A 26,162-nucleotide genomic window follows, 5' to 3' on the forward strand; every position below is an offset into this window, starting at 1 on the left:
AACCCCGAACCCGCTGATTAAGAGTCAGCTGCTCTGCCAATTGAGCTAATGGCGCTTGGCCTTGCGAGAAGAAACATTAACAGCAGGATCGAAGATAACCCAAATCGCCAGGTCGGCGGTGGGACTGGGCGTTAACGCAGTGGTCCGCCGGTCTGCGAACAGACCGGCGGACCGGGGGTCTCGACTCCGCTCGACCAGCAGGGCTGAGCTCGACCAGCAGTGCGGTCAGCGGAAGATCTTGACGATCACCGCGACCACGACGAGGGCGCCGACTCCGGCGGCTCCGTACTTGACGGCCGGCTTCTGAACGATGCCCAACGCCTTCGCCTTCGCCTCGCCAGCCAGTCGCTGCGGGTTCCCCTTCACCGCGAGCTGATCGAGGGTCTTCGCGAGCTCCTCGCGCGCCTGCGCGATGTCCTTCTCGATCCGTTCGGTGTCACCGGCCACGTTCGTCCTCCAGATACTTTCGACTTCTCAGCGTTCGTCTTCGGGTTGAGCCTACAAGGGATCACTGTCACTACGATCGGATAGCCTGGCGGTATGTCTGAGAATGCGCGCCTCTCTGTCGGAGACACAGCCCCTGGTTTCACTCTTCTCGACTCCACTGAGAAGCCCGTGTCCCTCTCCGACTACGCCGGACGCAAGGTGATCGTCTACTTCTACCCGGCAGCGATGACCCCCGGCTGCACCAAGCAGGCATGCGATTTCCGCGACAGTCTCGCCGAGCTGAACGGCCAGGGCATCGACGTCATCGGCGTCTCGCCCGACAAACCTGCCAAGCTCGCGAAGTTCGTCGAACGCGACGAGCTGACGTTCCCGCTCCTGAGTGATCCCGACAAGACAGTCCTCACCGCGTGGGGCGCGTTCGGCGAGAAGAAGATGTACGGGAAGGTCGTCCAGGGCGTCATCCGATCGACGTTCCTCGTCGACGAGAACGGCGTCATCGCGGCCGCGCAGTACAACGTGCGCGCTACCGGGCATGTCGCGAAGCTACGTCGCGACCTGTCGATCTGACTCTCTCGGCATGACCCATGCTGACTCACCTGAGCCCCTCGTCCCGCGTAAGCGGCCGACGCAGGAACGGAGTCGACGGACGTTCGAGACGATCCTGTCGTCGGCGCGCGATGTACTGATCGACGTCGGTTTCGATTCGCTGACCTGCGAGCAGATCGCGCAGCGCGCCGATCTCCCCATCGGTACCATCTACCAGTACTTCGCCAACAAGTACGTGGTCGTCTGCGAGCTCGACCGCCAGGACACGACCGCGGTGAGCGAAGAACTGTCCGCGTTCGCCTCAGAGATCCCGTCGCTCCAGTGGCCGCAGCTACTGGAGAAGTTCTTGGACCACCTCGCCGAGCTGTGGCGCACCGACCCGTCGCGCCGTGCCGTCTGGCTGGCGGTCCAGTCGACCCCCGCCACACGTGCGACGGCGTCGATCACCGAGAAGATCCTCGCCGAACAAGTCTCGCGCATCCTCGCGCCGCTGACCCCGACGTCCGAGCGCGACCGACGCCAGATGATGGCCGAGGTCCTCGTCCACGCCGCGTACTCGTTGCTCAGCTTCTCCGTGCAGGCGCCGCACCACCACGAAGAGGTAGTCGGCGAACTCAAACGGATGCTCGCCGGCTACCTGCTCCTCGAAGAGTCGATCGAGGGCGCCTGAACCTCCGAGCGCCAAGACGACTAGCCTTGCGCCGCCTCCTCAAGGATCGCGACGGCGCCGGCCATGTCGCCGTCGTGCGTCAACGATACGTGGATCCGCAAGTGGCCGATCGCATTCGCCAGATCGCCGTGTAGACGAACACGCGGTCTTCCGAACGAGTCCGACTGAATCTCCACCTGATTCACAGCCGTGTCCGGCAACAGCGGTGCGAGACCGAACCTGCTGGACGACCACGCCTTGATGACGGCTTCGCGGGCCGCCCACCGCGCCGCAAGGTTTCGGACGCCGTCGCCGCTGCGGTCGGCCACGTCACGACGTTCGCCGACCGAGAAGTGACCGATGAACGTCGAGCCCGGCGTGGACAGCTGCTCGCTGAACTCGGGAACCGACACCATGTCGATCCCCACTCCGACAATGCTCATCAGACGTAAGTGCCTTCCGCGGTCAGCCGCGACTCCGGGTCGAGCAACAGCGCCGACTCGGCGGTGTGCTCGTCGGCGTCGCCGAAACGACGTCCGTCCGGACGCTGGTAGGCCGGTTCGCCGCCACACATCGACGACAGCAGACGCTGACGACCGTCGCGCAGACGGGCAGCCGCCGCCCGCCGATAGCCGTCGCGGCTCGACTCGTCGAGCGAGGCGACGAACGCCTCGGGATGGACGACTGCGATGAGACCCGACACGTGGCCAAAGCCGAGACTGGTGAGCAGACCCGCTTTGAGCGGGAACCGCGCCCCCATCCGCAGGGGCTCCCGCGGCCACACCAGGTGCTGGTACTCGGCCATCTTCTCGTCCACACAGTCCAGGCTCCGGTTGGGCGGGAGGACACCGTCGCGGAGCACCTGGCATAGCCCGATCAGCTGGAATGCGGCAGCACCGCCCTTGGCGTGACCGGTCAACGACTTCTGCGACACCACGAACAACGGCGCTCCGTCGCCGCGGCCGATGGCACCGGCCAGACGCTCGTGCAGTTCCGACTCGTTCGGATCGTTGGCACGAGTGGACGTGTCGTGCTTGGACACGACCGCCACATCGTCGGCGCTGACGCCCAGCGAGGCGAGCGACGACGCGAGCGGCGACGACGCCTCGCCGCGGGCCGCGCCGAGGGCGCCGAGGCCCGGAGCCGGGATCGACGTGTGCACGCCATCGCCGAAGCTCTGCGCCCACGCGACCACGCCGAGAACCGGCAGACCCAGTTCTGCGGCAACGTCACCGCGGGCCAGCAGCACGGTGCCGCCGCCCGCCGACTCGACGAAGCCGCCGCGACGACGGTCGTTGGCTCGGGAGTAGCGACGCTCGCCGATTCCCTTGGCCGCCATGTCCGCTGAGTCCGCCGTCGCCGACATGTCACCGAATCCGACGATGCCTTCGATACCGAGGTCGTCGAATCCACCTGCAACAGCGAACAGCGCCTTGCCCAGCCGGATCTTGTCCGCACCCTCCTCGACGGAGACCGCAGCCGTCGCGCACGCGGCGACCGGGTGGATCATCGCTCCGTACGAGCCGATGTACGACTGCACGACGTGCGCGGCGACGACGTTCGGAAGCGCTTCCTGCAAGATGTCGTTGGCCTTCGACTCGCCGAGCAGCGTGTCCACGTACAGCGACCGCATCGACGTCATGCCGCCCATGCCCGTGCCCTGCGTATTGGCGACCAGGCCGGGGTGGACCCAGCGCATGAGCTCGCTCGGGCTAAGACCCGCGGTCAAGAACGCGTCGACGGTCGCGACGAGGTTCCACAGCGCGACTCGATCGACGGACTCGGCCATGTCCGGTGAGACTCCCCAGCGGACCGGGTCGAAGCCGGTCGGGATCTGTCCGCCGACGGTCCGTGACAATTCGAAGCGACGCGGGACGCGGATCTCGGTGCCGGCCAGCCGAGTGACCGTCCAATCACCGGATTCGGTCGCGACGATCCGGGTGCGCTCGGGATCCGCCGACGCGAATGCGCGGGCCGCGGCCTCGTTCGGCACGGTGAACGTCAGATCGTCGTCGAGGAACACCGACTCCAGCAACGGAGCGGAGTTCTCGACCATCGCGCCCTCGTCGGCGTAGCGACGGATACCGCAGCGTTCGACGACCTCGTCGTGGTAGCGGTCGGCGATCTCGGCTTCAGCGATCCGGTCGCCGGAGGCGACGTCGTACCAACCCGGCTTCGGCGTCTCTTCCCAAGTGACCAGGCCCGTGTTCCATGCGAGCTCGAGAACGCCTGCGGCGGAGAGCTTCTCGTCGACCTCCATCTCGAACCGCGTGCGCGACGAACCGTACGGTCCGACCTCACCCGCGCCGACGATCACGACCATGTCCTCGGGCCGCGCCGTGATCTCGGGCCACGCGTGCGCGGTCGGGAGGTCGGCACGGGCCGGGGCGGGCAGTGCGGCCACCAGCGGGTTGCGGGCATCGTCCTCTCCCGCGTCAGACTCCCCCTCAACGGGCGCGTCCGACTCCGCGGCCTGCGCCGCCAACGCCTTGAGGTCGATGTTCGGATCGAGTCCGGCGGTGAGGTCGGCGACGACCGGGCCTCGGCGCGCATCTTTACGGGTGCCCGCCGAGCAGAGTGCGACGAGCTCGGCCGCCATCTCCTCGGTGCTCCAGGTACGCACGCCTGCGGCCTCGACCGCGGCGACCATTCCGTCGTTGGCGCCCATAAGTCCGGTGCCGCGTACCCACCCGATGAGGGCGTGCGCCAGCGTTGTGCGCGATCCCCACGACTCCTCGGCGCCCCAGCGGGTGACGAGGGCGTCGAGCGCGGCTTTCGCCTCGCCGTATGCGCCGTCGCCGCCGAACATGCCGCGGTTCGGCGATCCCGGAAGCACCACGTGGACCCGGGAGTCGAGATCGTGGTCGGCACCGATGGCGCCGAGGCCGGCGATCAGACGTTCCACCGACCACAGCAGGACCTTCATCTCGAGTTCGGCGCGACCACCGACGTCGGTGAGGTCGCCCGCCACTCGCGGAGCCGCGAACGGGAAGAGCAGAGTCGGTGTCATCGCTTCTTTGATGACTCCGGTCGTCGCTCCGAGGTTCTCGGTCTGCTCGGTACCGATCCACTCGACGACGGCGTCGACGTCGACGTACGAGGCCAAGTTCGCCGGAACCGCCCACAGCGCGGCGCCGACGGCGGCGTGCTCACGGTAGAGCTTCTTGTAGAACGAGAGACGCTCGGCGTTCAGCCGCGACGTGGTGACGATGACCGTCGCTCCCCCGCCGAGCAGTCTGCCGACGACGGAGGCCGCGATCGAGTCGGGTGATGCGCCGGTGACGACAGCGACGTCGTCGGCGAACTCTCCACGCTCGGTCGACTCTGCAGCGTCGGCGATTGCCGTGAACAGGCGGGCGTGCACACGGAAGCCGCGGTGCAGCGCCTTGCCCTGCCACCAGGTGGCGTGTTCGGCGACAGTTGGGCCCGCCGCGCGTAGACGTGCGACGATCCGGTCGTGGTCGGCGTCCACCACGTCCTCCTCGGCCAGCCAGAGACGCGCGAGGTCTTCGCGCGCACTGGCCCACCGGTCATCGAGCAGTACGGCACGCTTCTCGTCGAACGACGGCGTGACGGTGCGAACCCAGTCGGCACCGAGCTCGTCGCTGATGCGTTCCGCGGCTATGGCATTCGGATCTTCGATGACCTCGCCAGCCGACTCGAGGTCGACGAGTCCGAGCCTGGTCAGGATCGTGTTGGCGGTCGCCGCGAGAACGCCGCCGGGTCCGGTCACCTCGTCGGCGAAGGCGTCGAGCGCTGCCGAGTCGACGGCGCCGCCCTCTGACGACGCGGCCGCGGGCAGCTCGACGGTGACACCCCGAGCTGCACCGACCGAGCGGACGGCACGGTCGACGAGAGCGTCGAGGTCGGCCGCCGTGGACACGCCGCCGTCGAGCAGATCGCCGAGGTCACCACCGCGGACGCTGGCGCCCTCACGCGATCCGAGCGCGACGGCCACGAGCGCGTGCTGTGGCCAGCCACCGCCCAGCTGCCACGTGTCCGTGACGCGGTCGGTGATATAGGCCTGACGTTTGCCGGTGGGGCCCGCGACCTTGCGGATCTGGTCACCGACCGCATCGGTCAACACGTCACCGAAGGGCTTGTAACCACGAGCGAGCGTCTCGACTGTCGTGGAGAGCGCCGCCATATCTGCTTCGGCCGCGCCGTCGATGGCACCGAGACCGAGCTCACCCCCGATGTCGAGGAGAAGCTGGTTACGGCGTGAGGAGACGCCGTCGCACAGCGACTCGATGGTGTCGACCGCCCCGATCTGTGCGGGAGTCATCTTGGTCCAGAGCGCGATCACGGCACGGACCGCATCGGCGGGCCCGAACTCGATGTCGGCGGGACGCGGACCTGCTGCGGCGGCGACCGGGACCGCCGGGGCAGCAGCGACCGGAGTGGCTTCCGGCTGGGCTTCGGCCGGTGCTTCGTCGGCACTCTCCTCGTCGACGGGCTCGGGCGCGCTGTCTTCGGCCCGCAGCAGTTGCTCGTCCGATTCGACATTGAGCACCTCGGTGACGGCAGCACCGTACGGCGCGAGCTTCAAAGTGTTGCGGGCCAGGCCGGTCAGCGTCGGGGCCGACTTGACGCCGACCTCGACGAATCGCTCGATGCCCAGGCCACCCTGCTCGACCGTCGAGAACAGGAGGTCCTGCGTCTCGATCCACCGGACGGGGCTGGCGAACTGCCAGGCGAGCAGTTCGATGAGGATGATGCGAGCCAACGCGGCGGGCTCGGCCTCCCACGCGTCCCAGTCGGCGAGCACCGCGTCGAGCGGCTCGGACGGAACGAGGTCGGCGATCTCCTGCACGAAGTCACGGCCGAGATTGAACAGGCGCGGGACCAGGTTCGGGATGTAGTTCCCGACGAGGATCTCGGGGTCGATGACCTCGGGCAGCAGTTCGTCGAGCTTGCCTCGGAACTCGGGCACGCCTGCGCGCAGGACGGTTGAGTGGAACGGGACATCGATCCCCGGGACGAGGATGAACGCTCGTTTGCCACCGAACTCGGCGCGACGTCGATCGATGTCCTCTTCGAGGAGTTCGAGTCCGCGGACAGTACCTGCGATGGCGTACTGCGAGCCGAGGAGATTGAGGTTGACGACCTCGAGGAACTCGCCGTTCTCTTCGCCGAGCGAGGTCACGAAGCTCTCGACGTCATCGTCGGCCAGACCGAACTGGCTCGGGCGGATAGCCGCCAACCGGTAGTCGCTGCGTCCCTTCGCGTCCCGGGGGACGAGGTGGTGCATCGCACTTCCGCGTTGGAAGACGACTTCGAGGACGGCTTCGAGCGGGAGCACACCTGCGCATGCGGCGAGCGCGTTGTACTCGCCGACCGAATGGCCACAGGTGATGGAGTCTTCGACGAAGGCATCCGCCTCTCGGAGTTCTGCGATCTGCGCGACACCCAGTGTGGCCATCGCGACCTGTGTGAACTGCGTCAGGAACAGGACGCCGTCCGGGTGGTGGTACCGCTCGCCACCGGCGATGAGCGTGGTCGGGTTGTCGCGGACGACGGCGAGGATCGAGAAGCCGAGGGCCTTGCGGGTGTGCTTGTCGGCACGATCCCAGATCTCCCGGGCTGCAGCGCTGCGCGACCGGGCGTCCAAGCCCATCCCCTTGCTCTGGATGCCCTGTCCGGGGAACGCATACACGGTGCGCGGTGCGTCGAGCAGCGCGGTCGCCGCCATCACCAGTTCGCCGTCGACCGTGGCGGTTACTTCGACGACCTCGCGGCCGTGATCGATGCCCACGCGGTCCACCCTGATGTCGACGGTGTCGGAGAGACGGACCATGCCGAGGTAGCGAGCCGTCCAGCCGCGCAGTGCACGCGGTGCGGGCACCGGTTGCGCGACGGACGCTGCGGTGACGACCTGCTGCGCAACCGCCGACAGCCACATGCCGTGCACGATCGGATCACCGAGCCCGGCCAGCCGCGCGGCGAGCGGGTCGGTGTGGATCGGGTTGCGGTCGCCCGATACGACGGCGAAACCGTTCATGCGGGCCGGCGCGGTGACGGTCGCCGACCGGACATGCTTGCGGGTTCCGGCCCGTTCGTCGTCGATCGCGCCACCTGCACGGACCGGGTCGGCCAGCGTCGCCGCACCGACACGATTGCGGATCGCGAAGCGCTCGACGAGACGGGCGACCGGGGTGTCGCCGTCGGTGACGGCGACCTCGATCTCGACCACGCGCCCCACGTCGGCGTCGGTGACGCCGAGGCACCGAGCCTCGACGGTCAAGCCCGTGTCGACGGTCGGAAGCGCGCCGACCAGCGAGATCGCGTGGTCGAGGTGGACGAGGTCGAGCAGGCCCTCCACGACCGGTAGGCCGTCGTCGGTGGCAACGGCCCCGATGACACTGAAGACGGTCGGCCAGCACGCGACGACCAGTGCGTCGGGCACGGCGAAGCCGTTCGGCGACGACGGGGTCACCGCGCGCAGGACACTGGGGAGGATTGCACTGGTCGCACCACTGTGGTCGGCGACCGAGTCCGCACGCCACGCGATGGTGTCGCACGCCGCACCGTCGGTCACGGCGGCGAGGCTCCCGCCTGCGGCGACGGCCAACAGTTCGCGCATCGCTCCCGCCGCGGAGGCGGTGCCCACCCGTGGGCTGCCACCGTCGACCACCCTGAGGTCACCGATGAACGGAATGCGCAGTTCAGTGCCGGACACCGGGACGGTCAGGTCGAGCCGGATCTCGTCGTCGGCGGCTTCGGCATCCGGAACGTACGCGATGACAGCGCCGTTCGGGTGCTCGGCGCGCTCGCCGTCGATGATCGTCCACTCCTCGCGGTCGCCCAGAAGTGCGATCGGGTTGCGAACCTGGCGGCCTGCCCACAGGACGTCCTCGGCCTCGATAAGGATGCTCAAGGGGCTGGACTGCTCGACGATGCCGCGACGGCGACGGCCGGCAACCACCTCGGGCTCGGCGCCGGACGCACGCAGATCAGTGATCACCTGGCGCTCGAAACGGTTCAGCAGATCGCCGACCGGTTCGTCGACGCGTGTGATGCCGGAGACGGCGACGGTACCGGGGATGATGCAGACCTCGTCTGCCGAGTAGCGTGCGTCGTGGGCTTGCCACAGCGAATCGCTACGCCACCAGCGACGCACGTCCTTGTCGATGACGGGGACGAAGTTGACGGGCTTGCCCGGGGTCCGGCACAGCTCGAGGAAGAATGCGACGTCGGCCGGATGCAGGATGTCGGTGTCGATCGCGGGGAACGCCTCGGCGATCAGCCGCAGAGCGGCGTGCGCGTCGGTGACGCGATCGCCGAACAACGACTCGAACTCGCCGTTGTCCAACTCGTGCATGCGCGCCTCGGTGCGACGCAGCATCTCGACGAAGCGCGACTCCCAGGTGATGTCGGCCCACGGATACGGATCCTCCGTCGAACCGACAGCGAGCTCGGCGTAGCGCCCGAGCCATTCGCCGTAGGTCATCTCGGCGACGTCGCCGAAGTAGGGCTTGGCCGTGCCCGCCATGGCGGCGATGATCTCGTCGCGGCGGTCGGCCACAGCTTCTGGGTCACCGGCGACCTCGTCGAGGAGTCGACCGCACCGCGACGCGGAGTTGTCGATCTCGTGGATGTCTGCGCCGAGTTGGCTGCGGCCCGACGCCATACCGCCGGTGGCGTGTCCGGCGCCGACCCAGTCCGGGCAGCCTTCGGTGTCGGCGAGGAGCTGCTTGACCTCGGGCGCGGTAGTCGCCTCGAGAGTCGCCATCGCGGCGGTGCCGACCAGGATTCCGTCGAGCGGCATGGCCGGGTAACCGTACGCGGTCGACCATGCGCCGGTCAGGTACTCCGACGCACGTTCTGGCGTACCGATGCCGCCACCGACGCACACGACGACGTTCGGCCGGTCGCGCAGCTCGCCGTAGGTGGCCAACAGCAGATCGTCGAGGTCCTCCCACGAATGGTGCCCGCCTGCGCGCCCGCCCTCGATCTGGACGATGACTGGGAACTCCGGCGTCTGCGTCGCGATACGGACGACGGAGCGGATCTGATCGACGGTGCCCGGCTTGAACGCGACGTAGTGCAGACCCGCGTCGGTGAACTCGGCGACGAGGTCGACCGCTTCCTCGAGCTCGGGGATACCAGCTGTGATGACGACGCCGTCGATCGGCGCACCCTGTGCGCGCGCCTTCTGGACGAGACGCTTGCCGCCGAGCTGCAGCTTCCACAGGTACGGATCGAGGAACAGCGAGTTGAACTGGACCTGGCGGTTCGCGTCGAGCAGGCCGGTCAGCTTGTCGACGTTGGCCGCGAAGATCTCCTCGGTGACCTGCCCACCGCCTGCCAACTCGGCCCAGTGACCCGCGTTGGCAGCGGCCGCGACGATCGCCGGATCGACAGTGGTCGGCGTCATGCCCGCGAGGAGCATCGGCGACCGGCCCGTGAGGCGCGTGAACGCGGTGTCGACACCGACCCGCCCGGTCGGCAGCGACACCAACCGCGGCGTGAACGTCGACCATGCTGCTGCGACGGCTGGGGCGCTGCCGGGGACGAACAGGCTGCGCTGGCCGCGCCTCGTCGCCGCGGCGACGACGCCGACGCCCTGTCCTCGGGCGACCGACGCGGCGAGGCGTGCCCCGAGATCGACGGGGCCGAAGTCGAGGATCCACGTGGCTCCGGAGCTGACGACGTCGCCGATCTGGTCGACCCAGTCCACCGGCTCGACGAGGATGCGGGTGGCGTGGCGGCGCGCGAACTCGACATCGATGCCGCAGCGCTCGGCCCACTGTTCGACGAGGTCGACTGCGGGGCTCAGGTCGGGGTGGTGAAACGGCACGGTCACCGACAACTCGTCGAAGACCGGTGCGAACGGACTCCCACCGGTCTTCTTCGCCTTGCGGTCGGCCGCGTCGGACTCAGCTCGCCGATCACACAGCTGCGCGAGACCTGCGAGGTGGCGGGGCGCGCCGGAGACCACGACGGAGCGTCGGTTGTTGACGATCGCGACGGTGGGCAGGCCGACAGTTCCTGCGGGCAGACTCGCCGCGTACTCGGTGAGCATCGCGTCGATCTCGTGCGGCGCAACCCCGGAGACGGCGACCATCGGTGCGGTGCCGTCGTGGTGTCCGTCGGCCCTCCCGGACAGCCCCGAGCGACGAGCGACGAGGGTTGCGGCGGCTCCCATCAGCTGCGATACGGCCAGCAGTTCGGCGTCCTCATGCTCACGCGCGTGCTCGGCGGTGGCGACGGCGTCGATCGCGAGCAGGCCCTGCGAATGCCCGATCACGGCGCTCGGCGGCAGCGCGCGGGTGTCCAGCCCCTGCTTGGCGAGATTCGCGATCGCGGCGATCTGCGTCAGCAAGATCCCGGGCAGCGACAGGTGAGCGCTCGCGAGTTCGGCGTCGTCGGGCACCGACTCCTCGTTGTCGAGAGCAGTGAGCCAGTCGACTGGCGTGAATCGGTCGCCGCCTGCGGCAGCGAGCTCATCGGCCACCGGAGCGAGAAGACGCGCGGCGCCGACGAGCGTCGCCTCGATGTCACGACTCAGATCGGCGTCGGCGACGAGCTCGGCCAGGCCAGTGAGCCACGGTCCCCCCTGTCCGCCGAAGCTAATCGCGTAGCCCTCGCCCGCGCTGAATCGGTCGATCAGACTTTCAGATGGCTCAGAGGGGGAAGTGCGATTGCTGAAGCGGAACTGGTCGAGGGTCACTGATACTCCTGTCGGCCGATGTGCGGAACGCGACCATCGTGACACACAAACATGAGGTAACCCTCATGTTTCCGAGCGACCCGCAGGTATACCCGCCGGTAGACCGCGGGGTAACCGAATCGACCTGCGCCTAGGAAGATCTCGGTGATTGTGCTCACACAAAACGCGGTACGCCACGCATTACGGTGAACCAATGACTCGCGACGCGTGCGTATTCTGCGACATCGTCGCCGAACGCAGTCCAGGACATCTGATCTATGCCGACGACGACGTGGTCGCCTTCCTGGACCGCGCGCCGATCACACGCGGCCACACACTCGTCGTTCCGCGCACACACTCGTCCGGGCTCTCCGATCTCGACCCGTCTCTCGGGTCTGCCTTGTTGTCTGCCGCGCAGCGGATCGCGAACGCACTGAAGGCCCCCGAGTTCGGCGCCGATGGGGTCAATCTCGCCCTCAACGATGGCCGGGCCGCGATGCAGACGGTGTTCCACACGCACGTCCACGTGGTGCCGCGACAGTCGGGCGACAAGCTGACCTTCGCGAAAGGCTTCCTCACTCGCCGCCCCGGCGATCTGGAATCGACTGCGAGGCAACTACGTACGACGATCGCGGCGCAGAAGTGAGCACCGGTGATCTCGATACCGCACGCGATCTGCTCGAAGCCGCTTCGTCGATCGTCGTCTTCACCGGCGCCGGGATGTCCGCGGAGAGCGGGATACCTACCTTCCGCGACGCGTTGACCGGAATATGGGCGAACCACGATCCGATGACGCTCGCGTCCCCCGAGGGGTGGGCGAGCGACCCGGACCTGGTGTGGGCCTGGTACGCCGACCGCGCCACTCGGGTGCGGTCGGTGGCGCCCAACGCCGGACACCTCGCGGTCGCCGAACTTGGCCGACGCCGCGGCGTCACAGTCTCAGTCGTCACCCAGAACGTCGACGATCTACACGAACGGGCGGGCAGTGTCGTCGCGAGCCATCTGCACGGCAGCCTGTTCGCGCCCCGATGCCAGGACTGCGGACGGCCGGAGTCGTCGGACCTCGCTGCGGCGACACCTCGACCGGCCTGCCCATTGTGCGGTTCGACGCTGCGCCCCGGCGTCGTCTGGTTCGGCGAGCCCCTGCCGTCTGACGACTGGCGGCGCGCCGAGAACGTACTAGATGACGCAGACCTGATGATCGTCGTGGGCACGACCGGAGTCGTCTACCCAGCAGCCGAACTGCCCGAGCGGACCTGCGCGGCAGGCGTACCGGTAATCGAGGTGAACCCGGAACCATCGGCGGTGACGACGTTCGCGACAGTGAGACTCGCCGGACCGGCGACGCAGATGCTTCCCGACCTCCTCGCGCGGCGCGATCAGAGCTGACCGGCGGTAGGGCTCGCTCACACAGGCGTGAGCTCAGGTGCGTCCACCGATTCTTCCACTGCGGGAGTCCGGCGTCGGGACACCGTGAGGAACAGGTACCCCACCGCGATCCAGCACGCGAGCACGATCGCGGCGTTCAGCGAACCCGCCCCGTCGAAGAACGCTGCGCTGCGCAGCGCAGTTCCGGTCGCTCCGAGGGGTAGCAGTTGGCCTAGTCCGCCCCAGATCCCGGGAAGGAACTCCGGCGGCGCGGAGACGCCGGCGAGCGGCATTCCGATCAGCATGAACAGGAGCGCTGCCACACCGATCCCCTTGGCTCCCATCACCGAGACCAGGCCCGATACCGGCGCGGCGATCGCCAGGATGCCCGCGGCCAGTGCCAGCCATTCGAGTGCGAAATCACCCGACAGCACGCCGATCCACGTCGCGACGCCGATCGCGCTCGCCGAGACCGCGGCAGCACCGATGGGCAGGACTGCCGCGATGACGCGACGGCGACGACCGACCAGCGCGGCCGCTGCTCCGAGGGCTGCACCCGCCATGAACACGGGCATCACCATCGAGCCGAAGCCGGCGCCCCGCGGGTCACCGTCGGCGGCCGGGGCGATGTCGAGGACCGTCTGCGTCGCACCCGACTGCGCGGCGACGCCCGCTCCGATCTCGACGAGCATCGTCGCGACCGCCGGACTCGCGCCGGTGGCGATCACCGTCTGCGACGACGGACCGACGACGAATCCGCCGTACACGTCGCGGTTCTCGGCCGCGCTTCGCAGCGCTTCGGCGTTCGCGTAGGCCTCGACCTCGAAGGCTCCCGGCTGACGTTCCTTGAGCATGCCGTCAACGGACTCCGCGGCAGACTGCGGCCCGACGACGCCGATAGGCAGGTCGCGTGGAGACCCTTTCGACGCGGGCGAGATGAACATCAGCAGTACCAGTGGGATAACGATCGCGAGGCCGACGACGACGCCGACCAGTGTGCGGACAGTCGATGACACGTCCAACCTCCAAAATATTTCAACATACGTTGACCGCGACGGTACGACGATGCTCCCGGCGCGTCAACATGCGTTGAAATGTAGCTACACTGGGACGCATGGCCGATAGCTCTTCTCGTCGCCCCGGACGGCGCGCGGGCGATTCCACGACCCGCGACGATATCCTGCACGCCGCTCAGAATCTGTTCGGGCGCAACGGGTTCAAGAACACGTCGATGCGCGCCGTCGCCACCGAAGCCGGAGTGGACGTGGCACTGGTCCCCTACTACTTCGGAAGCAAGCACGGCCTTTTCGTCGCCGCCCTCGAGGTACCGATCGATCCGGCCGAGCAGGTCCGACGTGCGACCGACGGACCGCGTGACCAACTCGGCGAACGCATGATCACCGAGTTCACGAGAGCGTGGGAAGGCGTGCAGACCGGCAGTGCCTTACAGGGACTGCTGCGGTCGGTGGTCAACGACGAGAGCCGTGCCAGCTCCTTCGGCGAGTTCGCGTCCACCGAGATGGTGCCGCTCGTCGCCGATTCGGCAGGCGTCTCGTTGGAGACGGCCCGCGTCACCGTGAGCATGTTGTTCGGCGTAGCGACGATGCGCTACCTCATTGGAGTACCACTCTTCGCCGACCTGACCCGCGACGAGGTGATAGCCCTATGGGGGCCTCAACTGCAGCGAGTGATCGACGCCGACTGACCAGAGCCCCCTAGCCCCTGGGCACTAGCCCCGACCCCGACCGGCGACGCGCGGCGAACGCTTGTTGTAGCCGTCACGCTTGTTGTACTTCTGGCCTCCGCGCCCGCGCGGGGCGCCCATGTCCACCCGCAGATCGATCGGCGTCTTGCCGATCCTGGTGTGCTTGAGCAGGTTGAGCGTCTCCGGGTCGAGATCGTTCGGGAGCTCGACGAGCGAGAAGTCGTCACGGATACTGATGTTGCCGAAGTCACCGCGAGTCAGACCGCCCTCGTTCGCGATCGCCCCGACGATGGCACCCGGCGACACCTTGTGCTTGCGACCGACTGCGATCCGGTAGGTCGCGAACTGTCCACCGCCACCACGCGGAGCGCGCTCACGACGCTCACGCTCGGGGCGGTCACGTCGTTGTCCGGCAGGCGGATCCGGAGCCATGAGAAACGCACCGTCGCGCGACTCGAGAGCGAGCGCGGCCGCGATGTCGGCCATCGTGACGTCGTTCTCGCGAGCGTAGTTCTCCACCAGCCCACGGAACATGTCGAGATGGTCCGATCCGAGGTTCGCCGTGATCGAGTCCGCGAACTTGACGACACGCTGCGCGTTCACGTCCTCGACGCTCGGCAGGTCCATCTCCTCGAGCTGCTGGCGAGTGTGCCGTTCGATCGAGCGCAGCAGGTGACGCTCCCGCGGGGAGACGAACAGCAGCGCGACGCCCGACCGTCCCGCCCGGCCGGTGCGTCCGATGCGGTGCACATACGATTCGACATCGTGCGGGATGTCGTAATTGACGACATGCGAGATCCGGTCCACATCGAGACCGCGTGCGGCCACATCGGTCGCGACCAGGATGTCGAGCGAACCGTCTTTGAGTTGGTTGATGGTGCGCTCACGCTGAGCCTGCACCATGTCGCCGTTGATCGCCTGCGCCGACAGGCCGCGCGAACGCAGCTTCTCGGCGAGCTCCTCCGTCGCCGATTTGGTGCGCACGAACATGATCATCCCGTCGAACTGCTCCACCTCGAGGATGCGAGTAAGCGCGTCGAGCTTTCGGTGATGCGAGACCTGCAGGTATTTCTGCGTGATGTTCTGCGCGGTACCGGTTTTCGCCTTGACTGTGACCTCTTGCGGATCGTTGAGGTACTTGCGAGCGAGGCGCCCGATCGACGCGGGCATCGTCGCCGAGAACAATGCGACCTGCTTGCGATCGGGAGTATCCGCGAGGATGCGCTCCACGTCTTCGGCGAAGCCCATGGTGAGCATCTCGTCGGCCTCGTCGAGCACCAGGAACTCGAGTTGGGACAGATCCAGGGTGCCCTTGTCGAGGTGGTCGATCACGCGGCCGGGGGTTCCGACGATCACCTGGGCGCCGCGACGCAGCCCGGCCAGCTGGACGCCGTAGCTCTGTCCGCCGTAGATCGGCAGGACTTTGACCTCGGGCATCTTGCTCGCATAGCGACCGAACGCCTCGGAGACCTGCAGGGCGAGTTCGCGAGTCGGCGCCAGCACGAGCGCCTGTGGCTTGCGTGCGGACGTGTCGAGATTCGACAGCACCGGGACTGCGAACGCCGCAGTCTTACCGGTGCCGGTCTGGGCCAGGCCGACGACGTCGCGGCCGTTCATGAGGGGAGGAATGGTGGCCGCCTGGATCGGCGACGGGGTCTCGTATCCGACCTCATCGATCGCCGCGCGCACACGGTCGTCGATACCGAAATCGTCGAACGTGGGGGCCGGGGTGGAACCGCTGGTGGAATCGGGAGCGGCAGAATCAGGGTTTTCGGTAGTCATCGCCTGTAGATGCTACCCCGAAACAGGCCTGTGATACCCCTCACCTCGTTCTACGGTACTGTGCGACTCACATATCCAGCGCCGTCTCAGTTGCGCAATTTCGCCGAAGGGGTTCCATGATGCAGGAGTACGCCACTCCCTCCATCGCCACCGTCGACCCGAACACGACGACGATCACCAAACTGCAGGACTACCGATCACAGCGGCCGACGCTGCCGTTGTTCAAGCGCCGCACCGACTCGGGCAATTGGGTGACAGTCACCGCCTCTCAGTTCGCCGACGAGGTCGACGAGGTCGCGAAAGGATTGATCGCGGCGGGGGTCCAGCCCGGTGACCGGGTCGCACTGCTGTCGGGGACACGGTACGAGTGGAGCCTCATCGACTACGCGATCTGGCGCGCCGGCGCTACGACGGTCGCCATCTACGAGACGTCCTCGCCCGATCAGGTCGAGTGGATCCTCACCGACTCGGCTTCATCGATTCTGATCGTCGAGAACGCAGGCCACCGAAGCAAGCACCAAGAGGTCATCGCTGCGGCCACCTCGCTGCGCGAGACGCTCGTCATCGACGACGGCGCGGTGAACTCGCTGCGTAAGCGCGGCGCCGACGTTCCGTCGTCGGCGCTCGACGAGCGCGAGGCAAACGCGAAGGCCACCGACGCTGCGACACTGATCTACACATCCGGCACCACGGGCAGGCCCAAGGGCGTTGTGCTGACGCATCAGAACTTCCTCGAGGAGGTCGTTGCGACCGCCGAAGCCGTCGGCAACGGCATGCAGGAGGGCAAGTCCACACTCTTGTTCCTGCCGCTCGCACATGTCTTCGCTCGCGTCGTCGCGGTCGGCTGCGTCGAGAACGGCGTCGTCCTCGGCCACACCAACGACATTCCGAACCTCGTCGCCGACCTCGCCGTGTTCAAGCCGAGTTATGTGCTGTCGGTGCCGCGCGTCTTCGAGAAGGTGTTCAACACTGCCGAGCAGAAGGCGATCGACGGCGGCAAGGGCGCGATCTTCGCCAAGGCGGTCGACACGGCGATCGCATACAGCCGGGCCACCGAGTCCGGCAGCGCAGGGCTGGCACTCAAGATCAAGCACGCGGTCTTCGACAAGCTTGTCTACACCAAGCTTCGCGACGCGCTCGGCGGCGAGTGCGAGGGCGCGATCGCGGGCGGCGCGCCGCTCGGCGACCGTCTCGGCCACTTCTTCCGCGGCGCGGGCATCCCGGTGTTCGAGGGCTATGGACTGTCCGAGACGACGGCAGCCGTGACCGCCAACAACGAGGACCACAGCCGCATCGGCTCGGTCGGACGTCCGGTGCCGGGTGTGACGGTGAAGATCGCGGAGGACGGCGAGATCCTCCTTCGCGGCGGCATGGTGTTCTCCGGCTACTGGCAGAACGAGCAGGCGACCGCTGACGCCATCCGCGACGGCTGGTTCCACACCGGCGACATCGGACGCCTCGAGGACGGTTACCTGTTCATCACCGGCCGCAAGAAGGAACTGATCGTCACCGCGGGCGGAAAGAACGTCTCGCCCGCGCAGCTCGAGGACTCCATCCGCGCCCACCCACTGGTGAGCCAGTGTCTCGTCGTCGGCGACCAGAAGCCGTTCATCGCCGCACTGATCACCCTCGATCCCGAGGCGCTACCCGGCTGGCTGGACCGCCATGGGCTCCCCGCGTCGACCCCGCTGTCGGAGCTGATCTCCAATCCCGATATCCGCGCTGAGCTGGACGGCGCTGTCGCGGAAGCGAATTCGAAGGTCTCCAACGCGGAGGCGATCAAGAAGTACTCAGTACTCGATACCGACTTCACGATCGAGAGCGGCGAGCTGACGCCGACGATGAAGCTCAAGCGAAACGTCATCCACGACTCGTACAAGCAGGCTATCGCCGACCTGTACACGTGAGTCGACCCGATCTGACACCGTTCGCGGGGTCACGCCTTACCGTCCGGTGAGGCGCGACCTCGCGATCGATGCGTTGCGGGGCTTGGCCATCTGGAGCATGGTCAGTCTTCACTTCGCCGACGGCACCTGGGCCGCTGAGCCGACGCACTCGTTCCCGTACATGGACGGGATGAGTGCGTTCGTTCTGCTCTCCGGGCTCGTCCTCGGCATCGTCCACCGACGGTGGACGCAACGATTCTCATTGCGCTACAGCATCACTCGTCTCGGACGACGGATCGCGGTGTTGTACGTGTGCCAGGCCGTAATCGGGCTGGTCGCCGTCTGGGTGGCAACGGAGATGACCGGCCCCGAGTTCCGCGCGATCGCAGTGCTGCCGTATCGCCCCGACATCGGGTCGAAGATCGAGTGGGCGTTGACCCTGCGGTATCTCCCGAGCGGGGGCAACATCCTGCTGATGTACCTGATCATGATGGTGATCGCGGTGGGCGCCATCACGCTGCTGGTGCGGGGACTGTGGCCGGTCGTCGCCGCCGCATCGATCGTGCTCTACGTGTGCAGCCACCTGTGGCCCGCGTCCTGGATGATGATCCACTCGGCGCCCGACTGGTACGGCATTCAGAACTGGGCGGCATGGCAGATCGTGTTCATGATGGCCTTGGTCGTCGGCTGGCAGTGGAAGTCGTGGCGGATGCCGGAACGGATCGACACCGCGCTCCCGGTGCTGATCGCGGTGTCGTTGGCGATCGCATTCACGATCGAGGATGTGATCCGCTCTCCCGACATCCTGCCGAACGCCGAGTTCCTGATCGACAAGGTGCAACTCGGCCCCGTCCGTGTCGTCGTCGCCTTTCTAGTCGTAACCACCCTGTACGGCGTGCTGACGCGAGTCCTACGCTGGACTCGTCGCGATGTGCTGCGTCCGCTGGTCTCGACCGGCGCCCGGAGTCTCGACGCATACGTGCTCCAGGCGACGTGCCTCCTGGCGATTCCCGCGGTGCTGATCGAGCGCCCCTGGTCGCAGGGGGTCGCCGTCGGGCTCGCGCTGGGCGTCTACGCAATGTGTTGGGCGTGGGCCGAGGCCCGCACCCGGTTCGGGATCGACAAGCTGCACCGACTGCCCGTGCGGGCCGTGCGTGCTGCGTCGACACGGATTCGGCGAGTAGAGAAGGTGTCATGACAGCGAATCAACGACCCGATCGGCGGGATCCGTCGACCGTCGGCGAACAGACGTGGAGTGTCCACGGCGGCAACCACTCACCCGGCTCCGATACGCAGGGCTCGGCGATTCGGGTGCCGATCACCATGGCCAACTCGTATCGCCTGCCCGAGGATCCATCGACGATGGACTGGTCCAACCCCGAGCATCTGACGTACACGCGCAACACCGGCGTCAACCAGATCGCGCTGCAGAACAAGTTGATGGCACTCGATCACGGCGAGGACGCCGTCGCCCTGGCGTCGGGGGTTGCCGCCCTGCACGCCGTGTTCTTCGGCCACGTGTCAGTCGGCGAACACGTCGTCGTCGCCGATGCCACCTACGAGGCGACGTACAAGCTATGGACCTCGCTGCTCCCCCGCAAATACGGAATCGAGGCCACGTTCGTCGACATCGCCGACCTCGACGCGGTGCGTGCGGCGATGCGCCCGAACACGCGGTTGATCGTCACCGAGGTGATCGCGAATCCGACGACGAAGGTCGCCGACATCGCCGCGCTCGCAGAGATCGCGCATGCCGGCGACGCCCTGCTCGTCGTCGACTCGACGTTCACTCCCCCGCCGCTGTTCCGTCCGCTCGACCACGGAGCCGACCTCGTCGTGCATTCGCTGACGAAGTACATCAACGGGCACGGCGACGCGATGGGCGGCGCGGTCGTCGGCCACACCGACGCCGTCGAACCGATCCGGTCCGAAGCGATGGTCGACGTCGGCGGCGTCATCTCACCGTTCAACGCATGGCTGATCATGCGCGGTTCGGTGACGTTGCCACTGCGACTTCGTCAGCACCAGGCGTCGGCGCTCGACCTGGCTCGATACCTGGAGTCTGACGAGCGAATCGCCTACGTCGCGTACCCGGGACTCGAGTCCCATCCGCAGCACGAGACCGCGATCCGCCAGTTCGGCGGCGCCGCGAGCCCGGACGCAGGATTCGGCGGGATCATGTCGTTCGCATTGAAGGGCGACCCAGACCTGCAGAACCGTTTCGTCGCCGCCCTGCGCGTCATCACTTCAGCGGTCTCCGTCGGCCACGACGAGTCCCTGATCGTCCACGTGGGGACCACGGGGCCTCGCGTCGCCGCCTACCCGGACGGCTTCCGAAGGTACGGCCACCTCCGCTTCTCCGTCGGCCTGGAAGACGTCGCGGACCTACGCGCGGACCTCGCCGCCGCCCTCGACGCCGTCTCCTGACGGCCCTCGATAGGCTTCGCTCACTTCAGCGGCGTTCGCTCACGTCGGACGATGAGCGAACGCATCGCAGGTGAGCGGATCCGCGCCTGGCGGTGTTCACCGTGCAAGTCGCTCGGCCACGCGCCACACGACCGACTCGTCCACGGTGGCGCCGACGGCGTCGGGCACCTGTGTCGCAGCAAGGACGCAGAGCCCGTGAACAGCCGACCAACAGGTCAAAGCCTGTTCGGGGTCGCCGATCTCGTCAACGAGGGCGGCGAACCATCTGCCAGTCGTCTCCCGCAACCGCCCTCCTGCTCCATCGAGGACGTCGTGGCGGAAGATCAGTTCGAACATTCCGGGTCGCTCGTTCGCGAAGCGCCAGTAGGCGACGGCTGCAGCGCCGACACCGACTGCGATCGTCGGGCGGAGCACTGCGTCGAGGTCCGCGACGCCTTCGGCGGCGATTGCGGCGAGGAGAGCGTCGCGCGTAGCGAAGTAGCGGCGCGGCGCACCGTGGGAGACACCGACCCTGGATGCGACGGACCGCACTCCGACCTCACCGAACCCCTGTTCGTCGACAATCGCGACGCCTGCCGCGACGAGCCGATCCCTTGTACCTTCAGCCATGTTGACAGTGTCTATCCCTTCGCCCAGACTGTCTAGTAGACAACGTCTACTATCGCCGTCTACATATGGAGGCTTCGTGCCGATCGCACCGCGTCTGCTGTATCCGCTCTGCAAGCACGTCCTCCTCGGCCCGGCTCTTCGCAGGCGACTCGACCTGGTGGTGATCGGTGCGGACAACGTCCCGGCGCGTGGGCCGCTGATAGTCGCAGCGAATCACCTCGCCGAGATCGACTCGCTCGTCCTGGCCTTGGCGATCCGGCGACGGCTCTCGTTCTTCGCCAAGGCCGAGTACTTCACCGCCCCCGGCGCTCGCGGCCTCGCGTCTCGGGCGTTTTTCGTCGGCACCGGCCAGATCCCGGTGGACCGATCAGGTGACACCGCTGCGCTCGCCGCCGCCCGACGCACCCTCGTGCGCGGAGACGTCTGGGCGATCTACCCGGAGGGCACCCGCTCGTCGGACGGCCGTCTTCACCGCGGTCACACCGGAGCGATGCGGGTCGCGGCGCAGGCGCCGGGCGTGCGAGTGATTCCCGTCGCCCTACACGGGACCGCCGAGGTCAATCCGCGTGCTGGCCGGCGAGTAGTCCCTGGCCGCGTGACTGTCCGGATCGGCGACCCAGTCGACGCGTCAGAACTCCTCGGCTCCGACTGCGACATCCGTACAGGGACGGACCGGCTCATGACCGCGATCTGCGAGCTCGGTGAGCTCGACTACGTCGACGAGTACGCCCGTCGGTGACTCCCGTGCGGGAACTGTCCTCCGCCGTCACTCGACGACGAAGAGGATGCCTCTCCCGATCGCCTCGCGAACACTCGGCATGGCTGCTTGGGTGAGCGCCTCGGCGTCGACGCCGTGGAACTCTGCCAGCAGAGTCAGGAGTGCGCCGAGCGGCACTTCGCCGCGGCACCCCGCGATGAGTGCGGTGAGGACTTCGTCCACACCTAGCACTGCGCCCGGGCCGCCCGGCCGGGTCACGGATGCACCGACCTGCTGCCAGCCGTCGTCGCTCGGTAGCGACTGGGACTCCAAGAAGACCGGCGACGACCGAAGTCGGGCAGCCAGGAGGTCGTCGCCGGTCGTCGTTCGCAGAAAGTCGCGCCGGGAGAACCACGCCTGCGCCTCGAAGCCGGTGACCTCTTGTCCCGCAGCGGTGATCTCCTCGATGACGACGTCCGCGGGGCGGGTCTCGACAGGCTTGCGCAACGTCACCGATCCCATACCGATGCCGACGATCCCTTCGCGCTCGAACCAGTCGAGCCAGTCGGCGCCGCGGCGGGCCGCATCGGCCGGGGACTCGCCTGCATCCGAAACCCAAAGGGACACATAGGTGATCGGGTCGGCGAGTTCGCGTTGCACGACCCACGCGTCGAGTCCGCTCGTCTCGACCCACGAGCGGACGCGTTGATCCCACTCCTCCTCGTCGTGGACGATCCAGTTGGCGAGCATCTGGGCGATGCCGCCCGGCTTCAGGTGTTCTCCGGCGTTCTCGATGAGCTCGCGACTGACCCCGTCGCCGACGATGCCGGAATCGCGGTAGATGTAGTCCTGGCCCCCGCTGCCGACGACGAACGGCGGGTTCGACACGATCAGGTCGAAGGTCTCTCCCGCGACGGGCTCGAAAAGACTCCCCTCCCGGAGGTCCCACGCCATTCCGTTGAGACGCGCCGTCGCCTCCGCGAGTGCGAGGGCTCGCGGGTTCGTGTCCGTGGCGACGATCTCGCCGCAGTGTCCGTTCATATGGAGTGCCTGGACTCCACAGCCGGTTCCGAGATCAAGTGCGCGCGCGGCGGGCGAGCGAATCACAGCCTGCGCCAACGACATCGATGCGCCCCCAATACCGAGCACGTGGTCGTGCGCTACCGCGCCAGGACGCATCGACGCGTCCTGGTCGGCGACGACCAGGTAGTCGACGTCGTCGCTGCCGTGCGGCCGGATGTCAAGGAGCGCGCGGATCCCGTCCTGCTCGCGGGCGAGAACTCCGTCGTCGACGAGCGCACCGACGGCGACTCCGGCGAAAGCGGCCTCGACCTGTGATTCGGGCTCGGTGGAGCCGAGCAGAAACAGCCGGACGAGGGTGGCGAGCGCCTGCTTGTCCGCGGGTGCTCGACGGGTCGCATGCAGTGCGGGCCACCACGTTCCGTTCAGAAGCGCTGCACTCGCTTGATCACCGAGGAGCCCAGCGACCCCGTCCGACGAGAAATCGGCTGAGCGCAAGGCATTGCCGAGCGCATCGACGAGGGCGGAGTCAGCGAGAGGGTATGCCGTCACGGCCCGAGACTACCGGTACAGTGTTCATGCACGCGTGCGGCGCGTGCATGCGCGAGTGGCGGAATTGGCAGACGCGCTGGATTTAGGTTCCAGTGTCTCAGGACGTGGGGGTTCAAGTCCCCCCTCGCGCACAGAGGTCGACACTCAGTCCTCCTAGATCTCGACCACCCTAGATCTCGACCATCCGGTGTTCCGCCGCAGGCGATCTGCGCCCACGAATGGCGATCAGTTCTCGCGCATGAAGGTCGAGCGCGACGTCCTTCGGCAGTTGCGGCGCCCAAGGCAGGACGTCTGTCGCATCGCCAACGGTGTCGAGCGCAGCGAGAACAGTGAGGCCATGGGCCGCAAGCAGTCTCGTGTGCGTACCTTCGCGCGGCCAGTGCGCGTAGACGTGGACGGCGACATGCATCGTCTGGCGGCCGGTGTGAATCAGGCGCGCGCTCACGTCGACCACCTGACCGATGTGAATCGGCCGGTAGAAGCGGACACCGCCCATATACACAGTGACCGCCTCCCCCGACCCGACCACCACCGGACCGCGCACAGGTAGGCGGCGTCGTCAATCCACCCCATCACGCGGCCACCGTGTGCCTTACCGCCCCAATTGACGTCGGTCGGCGCCGCGAGGAATCGGGTCGATGCCTCCTGAGCGGCGGTCGCGCCGGAGTAGTCGGCCCCGGCCATCGCCGCGGTGATCCTGGTGCGGATCTCCGAGCGGTCGCACGCGAATCTGTCCCGGGCGACGTCCTCGGCGCACATCGGCACCCACTGCCGCACCGGCGCCGGAGTCCCGCCCTCGTCGACAGCGACGAACACGAGCAAGCATCGGCTCGCTTGTGTGAAGGTGCCGACACGTGGATCTGCCGACCGCACTTCGCATTCGATGTGCATACTCGTCCGTCCGGTGTGGATGAGAGTGGCCGTTACCTCGACGAGGTCACCGGAAGCGATGTCGCGGCCGAAACTGGTGTTTCCGACGTACGCGGTCACGCTGTATCCGCCCGACCACGCAGCTGCGCACGCGTAGGCGGCCTTGTCGACCCATTCGAGGATCCGGCCGCCGCGCACGCCACCGCCGATCGTCGCCACATCTGTCGGTGCCGCCATGAATCGCAGCGTGATCTGACGGTCGTTCATCGTCGACGTCCCTCCGGTCGGTTGGAACAATCGTGGTGACTGCGGCGAACGCACTGGTCGGCGGGGCAGCCTTGCGAGGAATCGGTCATCTACAGGTAACGCTGACGACACCGGAAGCGTCGCGTCGGTGCGAAGTTGACTTCCGCAACGCTCGCTGCCGACAGTGGACGTGACATCCGGGGAGATTCTCGCGGGTGGGAAGGGATTTGTGCAGCAGAGAAGAAGGATTGCCATCATTGGCGCGGGGCCGAGCGGCATGGCCGCCCTGCGCGCTTTCAAGTCCGCGGAAGGCCGCGGCGTCGACGTGCCCGACATCGTCTGCTACGAGAAGCAGGACGACTGGGGCGGCCAGTGGAACTTCACCTGGCGCACCGGCACCGACCACTACGGCGAACCCGTGCACTCGAGCATGTATCGCAATCTGTGGTCCAACGGTCCGAAGGAAGCCCTCGAGTTCGCCGAGTACACATTCGATGAGCACTTCGCCCGACCGATCTCGTCATATCCGCCGCGTGAAGTGTTGTGGGACTACATCGACGGCCGGGCAGCACAGTCGGGCGTCAAAGACAGCGTGTTGTTCGCTCACGCCGTTCGGTGGACTGAATTCGACGATGAGACAAAGACTTTCACCGTCACAGTGGACGACTTGAAGAACAAGAAGACGCTTACCGAGGTGTTCGACGAAATCATCGTCGCCACCGGGCACTTCTCTTTCCCCAACGTCCCCGACTTCGACGGCATCGAGACCTTTCCCGGTGAGGTGATCCACGCGCACGAGTTCCGCGGCGCCGAACGATTCGCCGGGCAGCGACTGCTCCTCATCGGCGGCTCGTACTCGGCCGAGGACATCGGCATCCAGTCGCACAAGATGGGCGCGCGGCACGTCACCATGAGCTACCGATCCGGCCCTCAGGGGTTCGCATGGCCGGAGGGCGTCGACGAGGTGCCCCAGGTCGTACGGTTCGACGGATCGACTGCGACGTTCGTCGACGGCTCCTCACGCGAATTCGACGCCGTGATCCTGTGCACCGGCTACCTGCACCACTACCCGTTCCTCCCGCACGAGGCCCAGGTCGATTCGCCGAACAACCTGTACCCGGCAGGCCTGTACCGGGGCGTGACGTGGCAGGCGAATCCGCAGATCCACTACCTGGGTGCACAGGACCAGTGGTTCACATTCAACATGTTCGACGCGCAGGCGTGGTTTGTGCGCGACGTGATCCTCGGCAGCTTCGAGCTACCCGACGCGGACGCCCGACAGGCGCACATCGACGAGTGGCTGACCGCTTACGCCGAGGTCGACGACGACCCAGCGGCCGTCCGCTTCCAAGCCGCTTACGTCCGCGATCTCATCGAGCAGACCGACTATCCGATGTTCGATCTCGAAGAGGTCGTCGACACGTTCCTCGCGTGGAAGAAGGACAAGAAGACGAACATCCTCACTTACCGTGATCAGCCGTACCGGTCGGTGATGACGGGAACGATGGCGACGGTCCACCACACCGCGTGGCTCGACGAGCTCGACGACTCCCGCGAGCGGTACCTGTCTGCCCAGCCGACCGCGGACGAAGCGCAGGACGCTCCCGACCCGGCCTGAGGACTGTCGGGAACGTCACGTCTGCCCCGATGGGATTGGCAGTACCGGGCTCATTTCGACGCGATCGCGACACTCCGACGCCGACGTG

17 protein-coding genes, 1 tRNA gene and 1 pseudogene are annotated in these 26,162 nt (G+C 67.1%); 11 read left to right on the forward strand and 8 right to left on the reverse strand.

All coding sequences use genetic code 11. The annotated features are described in order from the left end of the window. Positions 1-225: 225 nt before the first annotated feature. Entirely contained in the window at positions 226-447 is a 222-nt protein-coding gene (locus ACTIMF_RS14470; protein WP_442350998.1) for a DUF3618 domain-containing protein, read from the reverse strand. Between the two features lie 93 nt (positions 448-540). Here ACTIMF_RS14470 and bcp point away from each other — a divergent pair, with 93 nt between their 5' ends. After that, a complete protein-coding gene (bcp, locus tag ACTIMF_RS14475) occupies positions 541-1,014 on the forward strand; it encodes a thioredoxin-dependent thiol peroxidase (RefSeq protein WP_442350999.1) in 474 nt (157 codons plus the stop codon). 10 nt (positions 1,015-1,024) lie between these two features. Continuing rightward, positions 1,025-1,663, forward strand: coding sequence for a TetR/AcrR family transcriptional regulator (locus ACTIMF_RS14480; RefSeq protein WP_442351000.1), 639 nt, complete (start codon positions 1,025-1,027; stop codon positions 1,661-1,663). Between the two features lie 20 nt (positions 1,664-1,683). Here the strand turns inward: ACTIMF_RS14480 and acpS are convergent, their stop codons facing one another. Continuing rightward, complete coding sequence (gene acpS / locus ACTIMF_RS14485) at positions 1,684-2,085, reverse strand: holo-ACP synthase AcpS (RefSeq protein ID WP_442351001.1); 402 nt, start codon at positions 2,083-2,085, stop codon at positions 1,684-1,686. Further along, positions 2,085-11,315 (reverse strand): fatty acid synthase subunit beta domain-containing protein, encoded by a 9,231-nt coding sequence (locus ACTIMF_RS14490; RefSeq protein ID WP_442351002.1) that lies wholly within the window; start codon positions 11,313-11,315, stop codon positions 2,085-2,087. The genes acpS and ACTIMF_RS14490 overlap by 1 nt, the downstream gene beginning before the upstream one ends. Before the next feature lie 193 nt (positions 11,316-11,508). On the opposite strand from ACTIMF_RS14490, the gene ACTIMF_RS14495 reads away from it, so the two are divergent. Continuing rightward, positions 11,509-11,940: an HIT family protein gene (locus tag ACTIMF_RS14495; RefSeq protein WP_442351003.1), complete on the forward strand. Its 432-nt coding sequence runs from the start codon at positions 11,509-11,511 to the stop codon at positions 11,938-11,940. After that, the gene (locus tag ACTIMF_RS14500; RefSeq protein WP_442351004.1) at positions 11,937-12,683 is read left to right on the forward strand and encodes an NAD-dependent deacylase; all 747 of its coding nucleotides are present in this window, start codon (positions 11,937-11,939) and stop codon (positions 12,681-12,683) included. The genes ACTIMF_RS14495 and ACTIMF_RS14500 overlap by 4 nt, the downstream gene beginning before the upstream one ends. A 17-nt stretch (positions 12,684-12,700) precedes the next feature. Here ACTIMF_RS14500 and ACTIMF_RS14505 read toward each other — a convergent pair whose 3' ends face one another. After that, positions 12,701-13,678 (reverse strand): ABC transporter permease, encoded by a 978-nt coding sequence (locus ACTIMF_RS14505; protein ID WP_442351005.1) that lies wholly within the window; start codon positions 13,676-13,678, stop codon positions 12,701-12,703. A 98-nt stretch (positions 13,679-13,776) separates the two neighbouring features. On the opposite strand from ACTIMF_RS14505, the gene ACTIMF_RS14510 reads away from it, so the two are divergent. Then, positions 13,777-14,367, forward strand: coding sequence for a TetR/AcrR family transcriptional regulator (locus ACTIMF_RS14510; RefSeq protein WP_442351006.1), 591 nt, complete (start codon positions 13,777-13,779; stop codon positions 14,365-14,367). Positions 14,368-14,391: 24 nt separating this feature from the next. Here the strand turns inward: ACTIMF_RS14510 and ACTIMF_RS14515 are convergent, their stop codons facing one another. After that, positions 14,392-16,149 carry a DEAD/DEAH box helicase gene (locus tag ACTIMF_RS14515; RefSeq protein WP_442351007.1) on the reverse strand — a complete coding sequence of 586 codons (1,758 nt, stop codon included), beginning with the start codon at positions 16,147-16,149 and terminating at the stop codon, positions 14,392-14,394. 116 nt (positions 16,150-16,265) lie between these two features. Here ACTIMF_RS14515 and ACTIMF_RS14520 point away from each other — a divergent pair, with 116 nt between their 5' ends. Genes ACTIMF_RS14520 through ACTIMF_RS14530 form a run of 3 tightly spaced genes read left to right on the forward strand, consistent with a single transcriptional unit; the run spans position 16,266 to position 20,462 of the window. Further along, positions 16,266-18,056, forward strand: a complete 1,791-nt coding sequence (locus ACTIMF_RS14520; RefSeq protein WP_442351008.1) for an AMP-dependent synthetase/ligase — start codon at positions 16,266-16,268, stop codon at positions 18,054-18,056. Positions 18,057-18,102: 46 nt separating this feature from the next. After that, positions 18,103-19,233: an OpgC domain-containing protein gene (gene opgC / locus ACTIMF_RS14525; RefSeq protein ID WP_442351009.1), complete on the forward strand. Its 1,131-nt coding sequence runs from the start codon at positions 18,103-18,105 to the stop codon at positions 19,231-19,233. Then, positions 19,230-20,462: a trans-sulfuration enzyme family protein gene (locus ACTIMF_RS14530; RefSeq protein WP_442351010.1), complete on the forward strand. Its 1,233-nt coding sequence runs from the start codon at positions 19,230-19,232 to the stop codon at positions 20,460-20,462. The genes opgC and ACTIMF_RS14530 overlap by 4 nt, the downstream gene beginning before the upstream one ends. Before the next feature lie 96 nt (positions 20,463-20,558). On the opposite strand, the gene ACTIMF_RS14535 is transcribed toward ACTIMF_RS14530, so the two are convergent. Next, the gene (locus ACTIMF_RS14535; RefSeq protein ID WP_442351011.1) at positions 20,559-21,071 is read right to left on the reverse strand and encodes a TetR/AcrR family transcriptional regulator; all 513 of its coding nucleotides are present in this window, start codon (positions 21,069-21,071) and stop codon (positions 20,559-20,561) included. Positions 21,072-21,147: 76 nt separating this feature from the next. Between ACTIMF_RS14535 and ACTIMF_RS14540 the strand changes: the two genes are divergently transcribed. Continuing rightward, positions 21,148-21,810 (forward strand): lysophospholipid acyltransferase family protein, encoded by a 663-nt coding sequence (locus ACTIMF_RS14540; protein WP_442351012.1) that lies wholly within the window; start codon positions 21,148-21,150, stop codon positions 21,808-21,810. Positions 21,811-21,837: 27 nt separating this feature from the next. On the opposite strand, the gene ACTIMF_RS14545 is transcribed toward ACTIMF_RS14540, so the two are convergent. Continuing rightward, positions 21,838-23,340, reverse strand: coding sequence for a DUF7782 domain-containing protein (locus ACTIMF_RS14545; protein ID WP_442351013.1), 1,503 nt, complete (start codon positions 23,338-23,340; stop codon positions 21,838-21,840). Positions 23,341-23,389: 49 nt separating this feature from the next. On the opposite strand from ACTIMF_RS14545, the gene ACTIMF_RS14550 reads away from it, so the two are divergent. Beyond that, positions 23,390-23,471: transfer RNA gene (locus tag ACTIMF_RS14550), tRNA-Leu, on the forward strand. A 38-nt stretch (positions 23,472-23,509) separates the two neighbouring features. Here ACTIMF_RS14550 and ACTIMF_RS14555 read toward each other — a convergent pair. After that, positions 23,510-24,477: pseudogene (locus ACTIMF_RS14555) on the reverse strand (acyl-CoA thioesterase). A gap of 256 nt (positions 24,478-24,733) precedes the next feature. Between ACTIMF_RS14555 and ACTIMF_RS14560 the strand changes: the two are divergent. Then, complete coding sequence (locus ACTIMF_RS14560; protein WP_442351037.1) at positions 24,734-26,074, forward strand: NAD(P)-binding domain-containing protein; 1,341 nt, start codon at positions 24,734-24,736, stop codon at positions 26,072-26,074. Positions 26,075-26,162: the final 88 nt, after the last annotated feature.

The sequence above is a fragment of the Gordonia sp. (in: high G+C Gram-positive bacteria) genome (assembly GCF_052106715.1).
Classification (GTDB): domain Bacteria; phylum Actinomycetota; class Actinomycetes; order Mycobacteriales; family Mycobacteriaceae; genus Gordonia.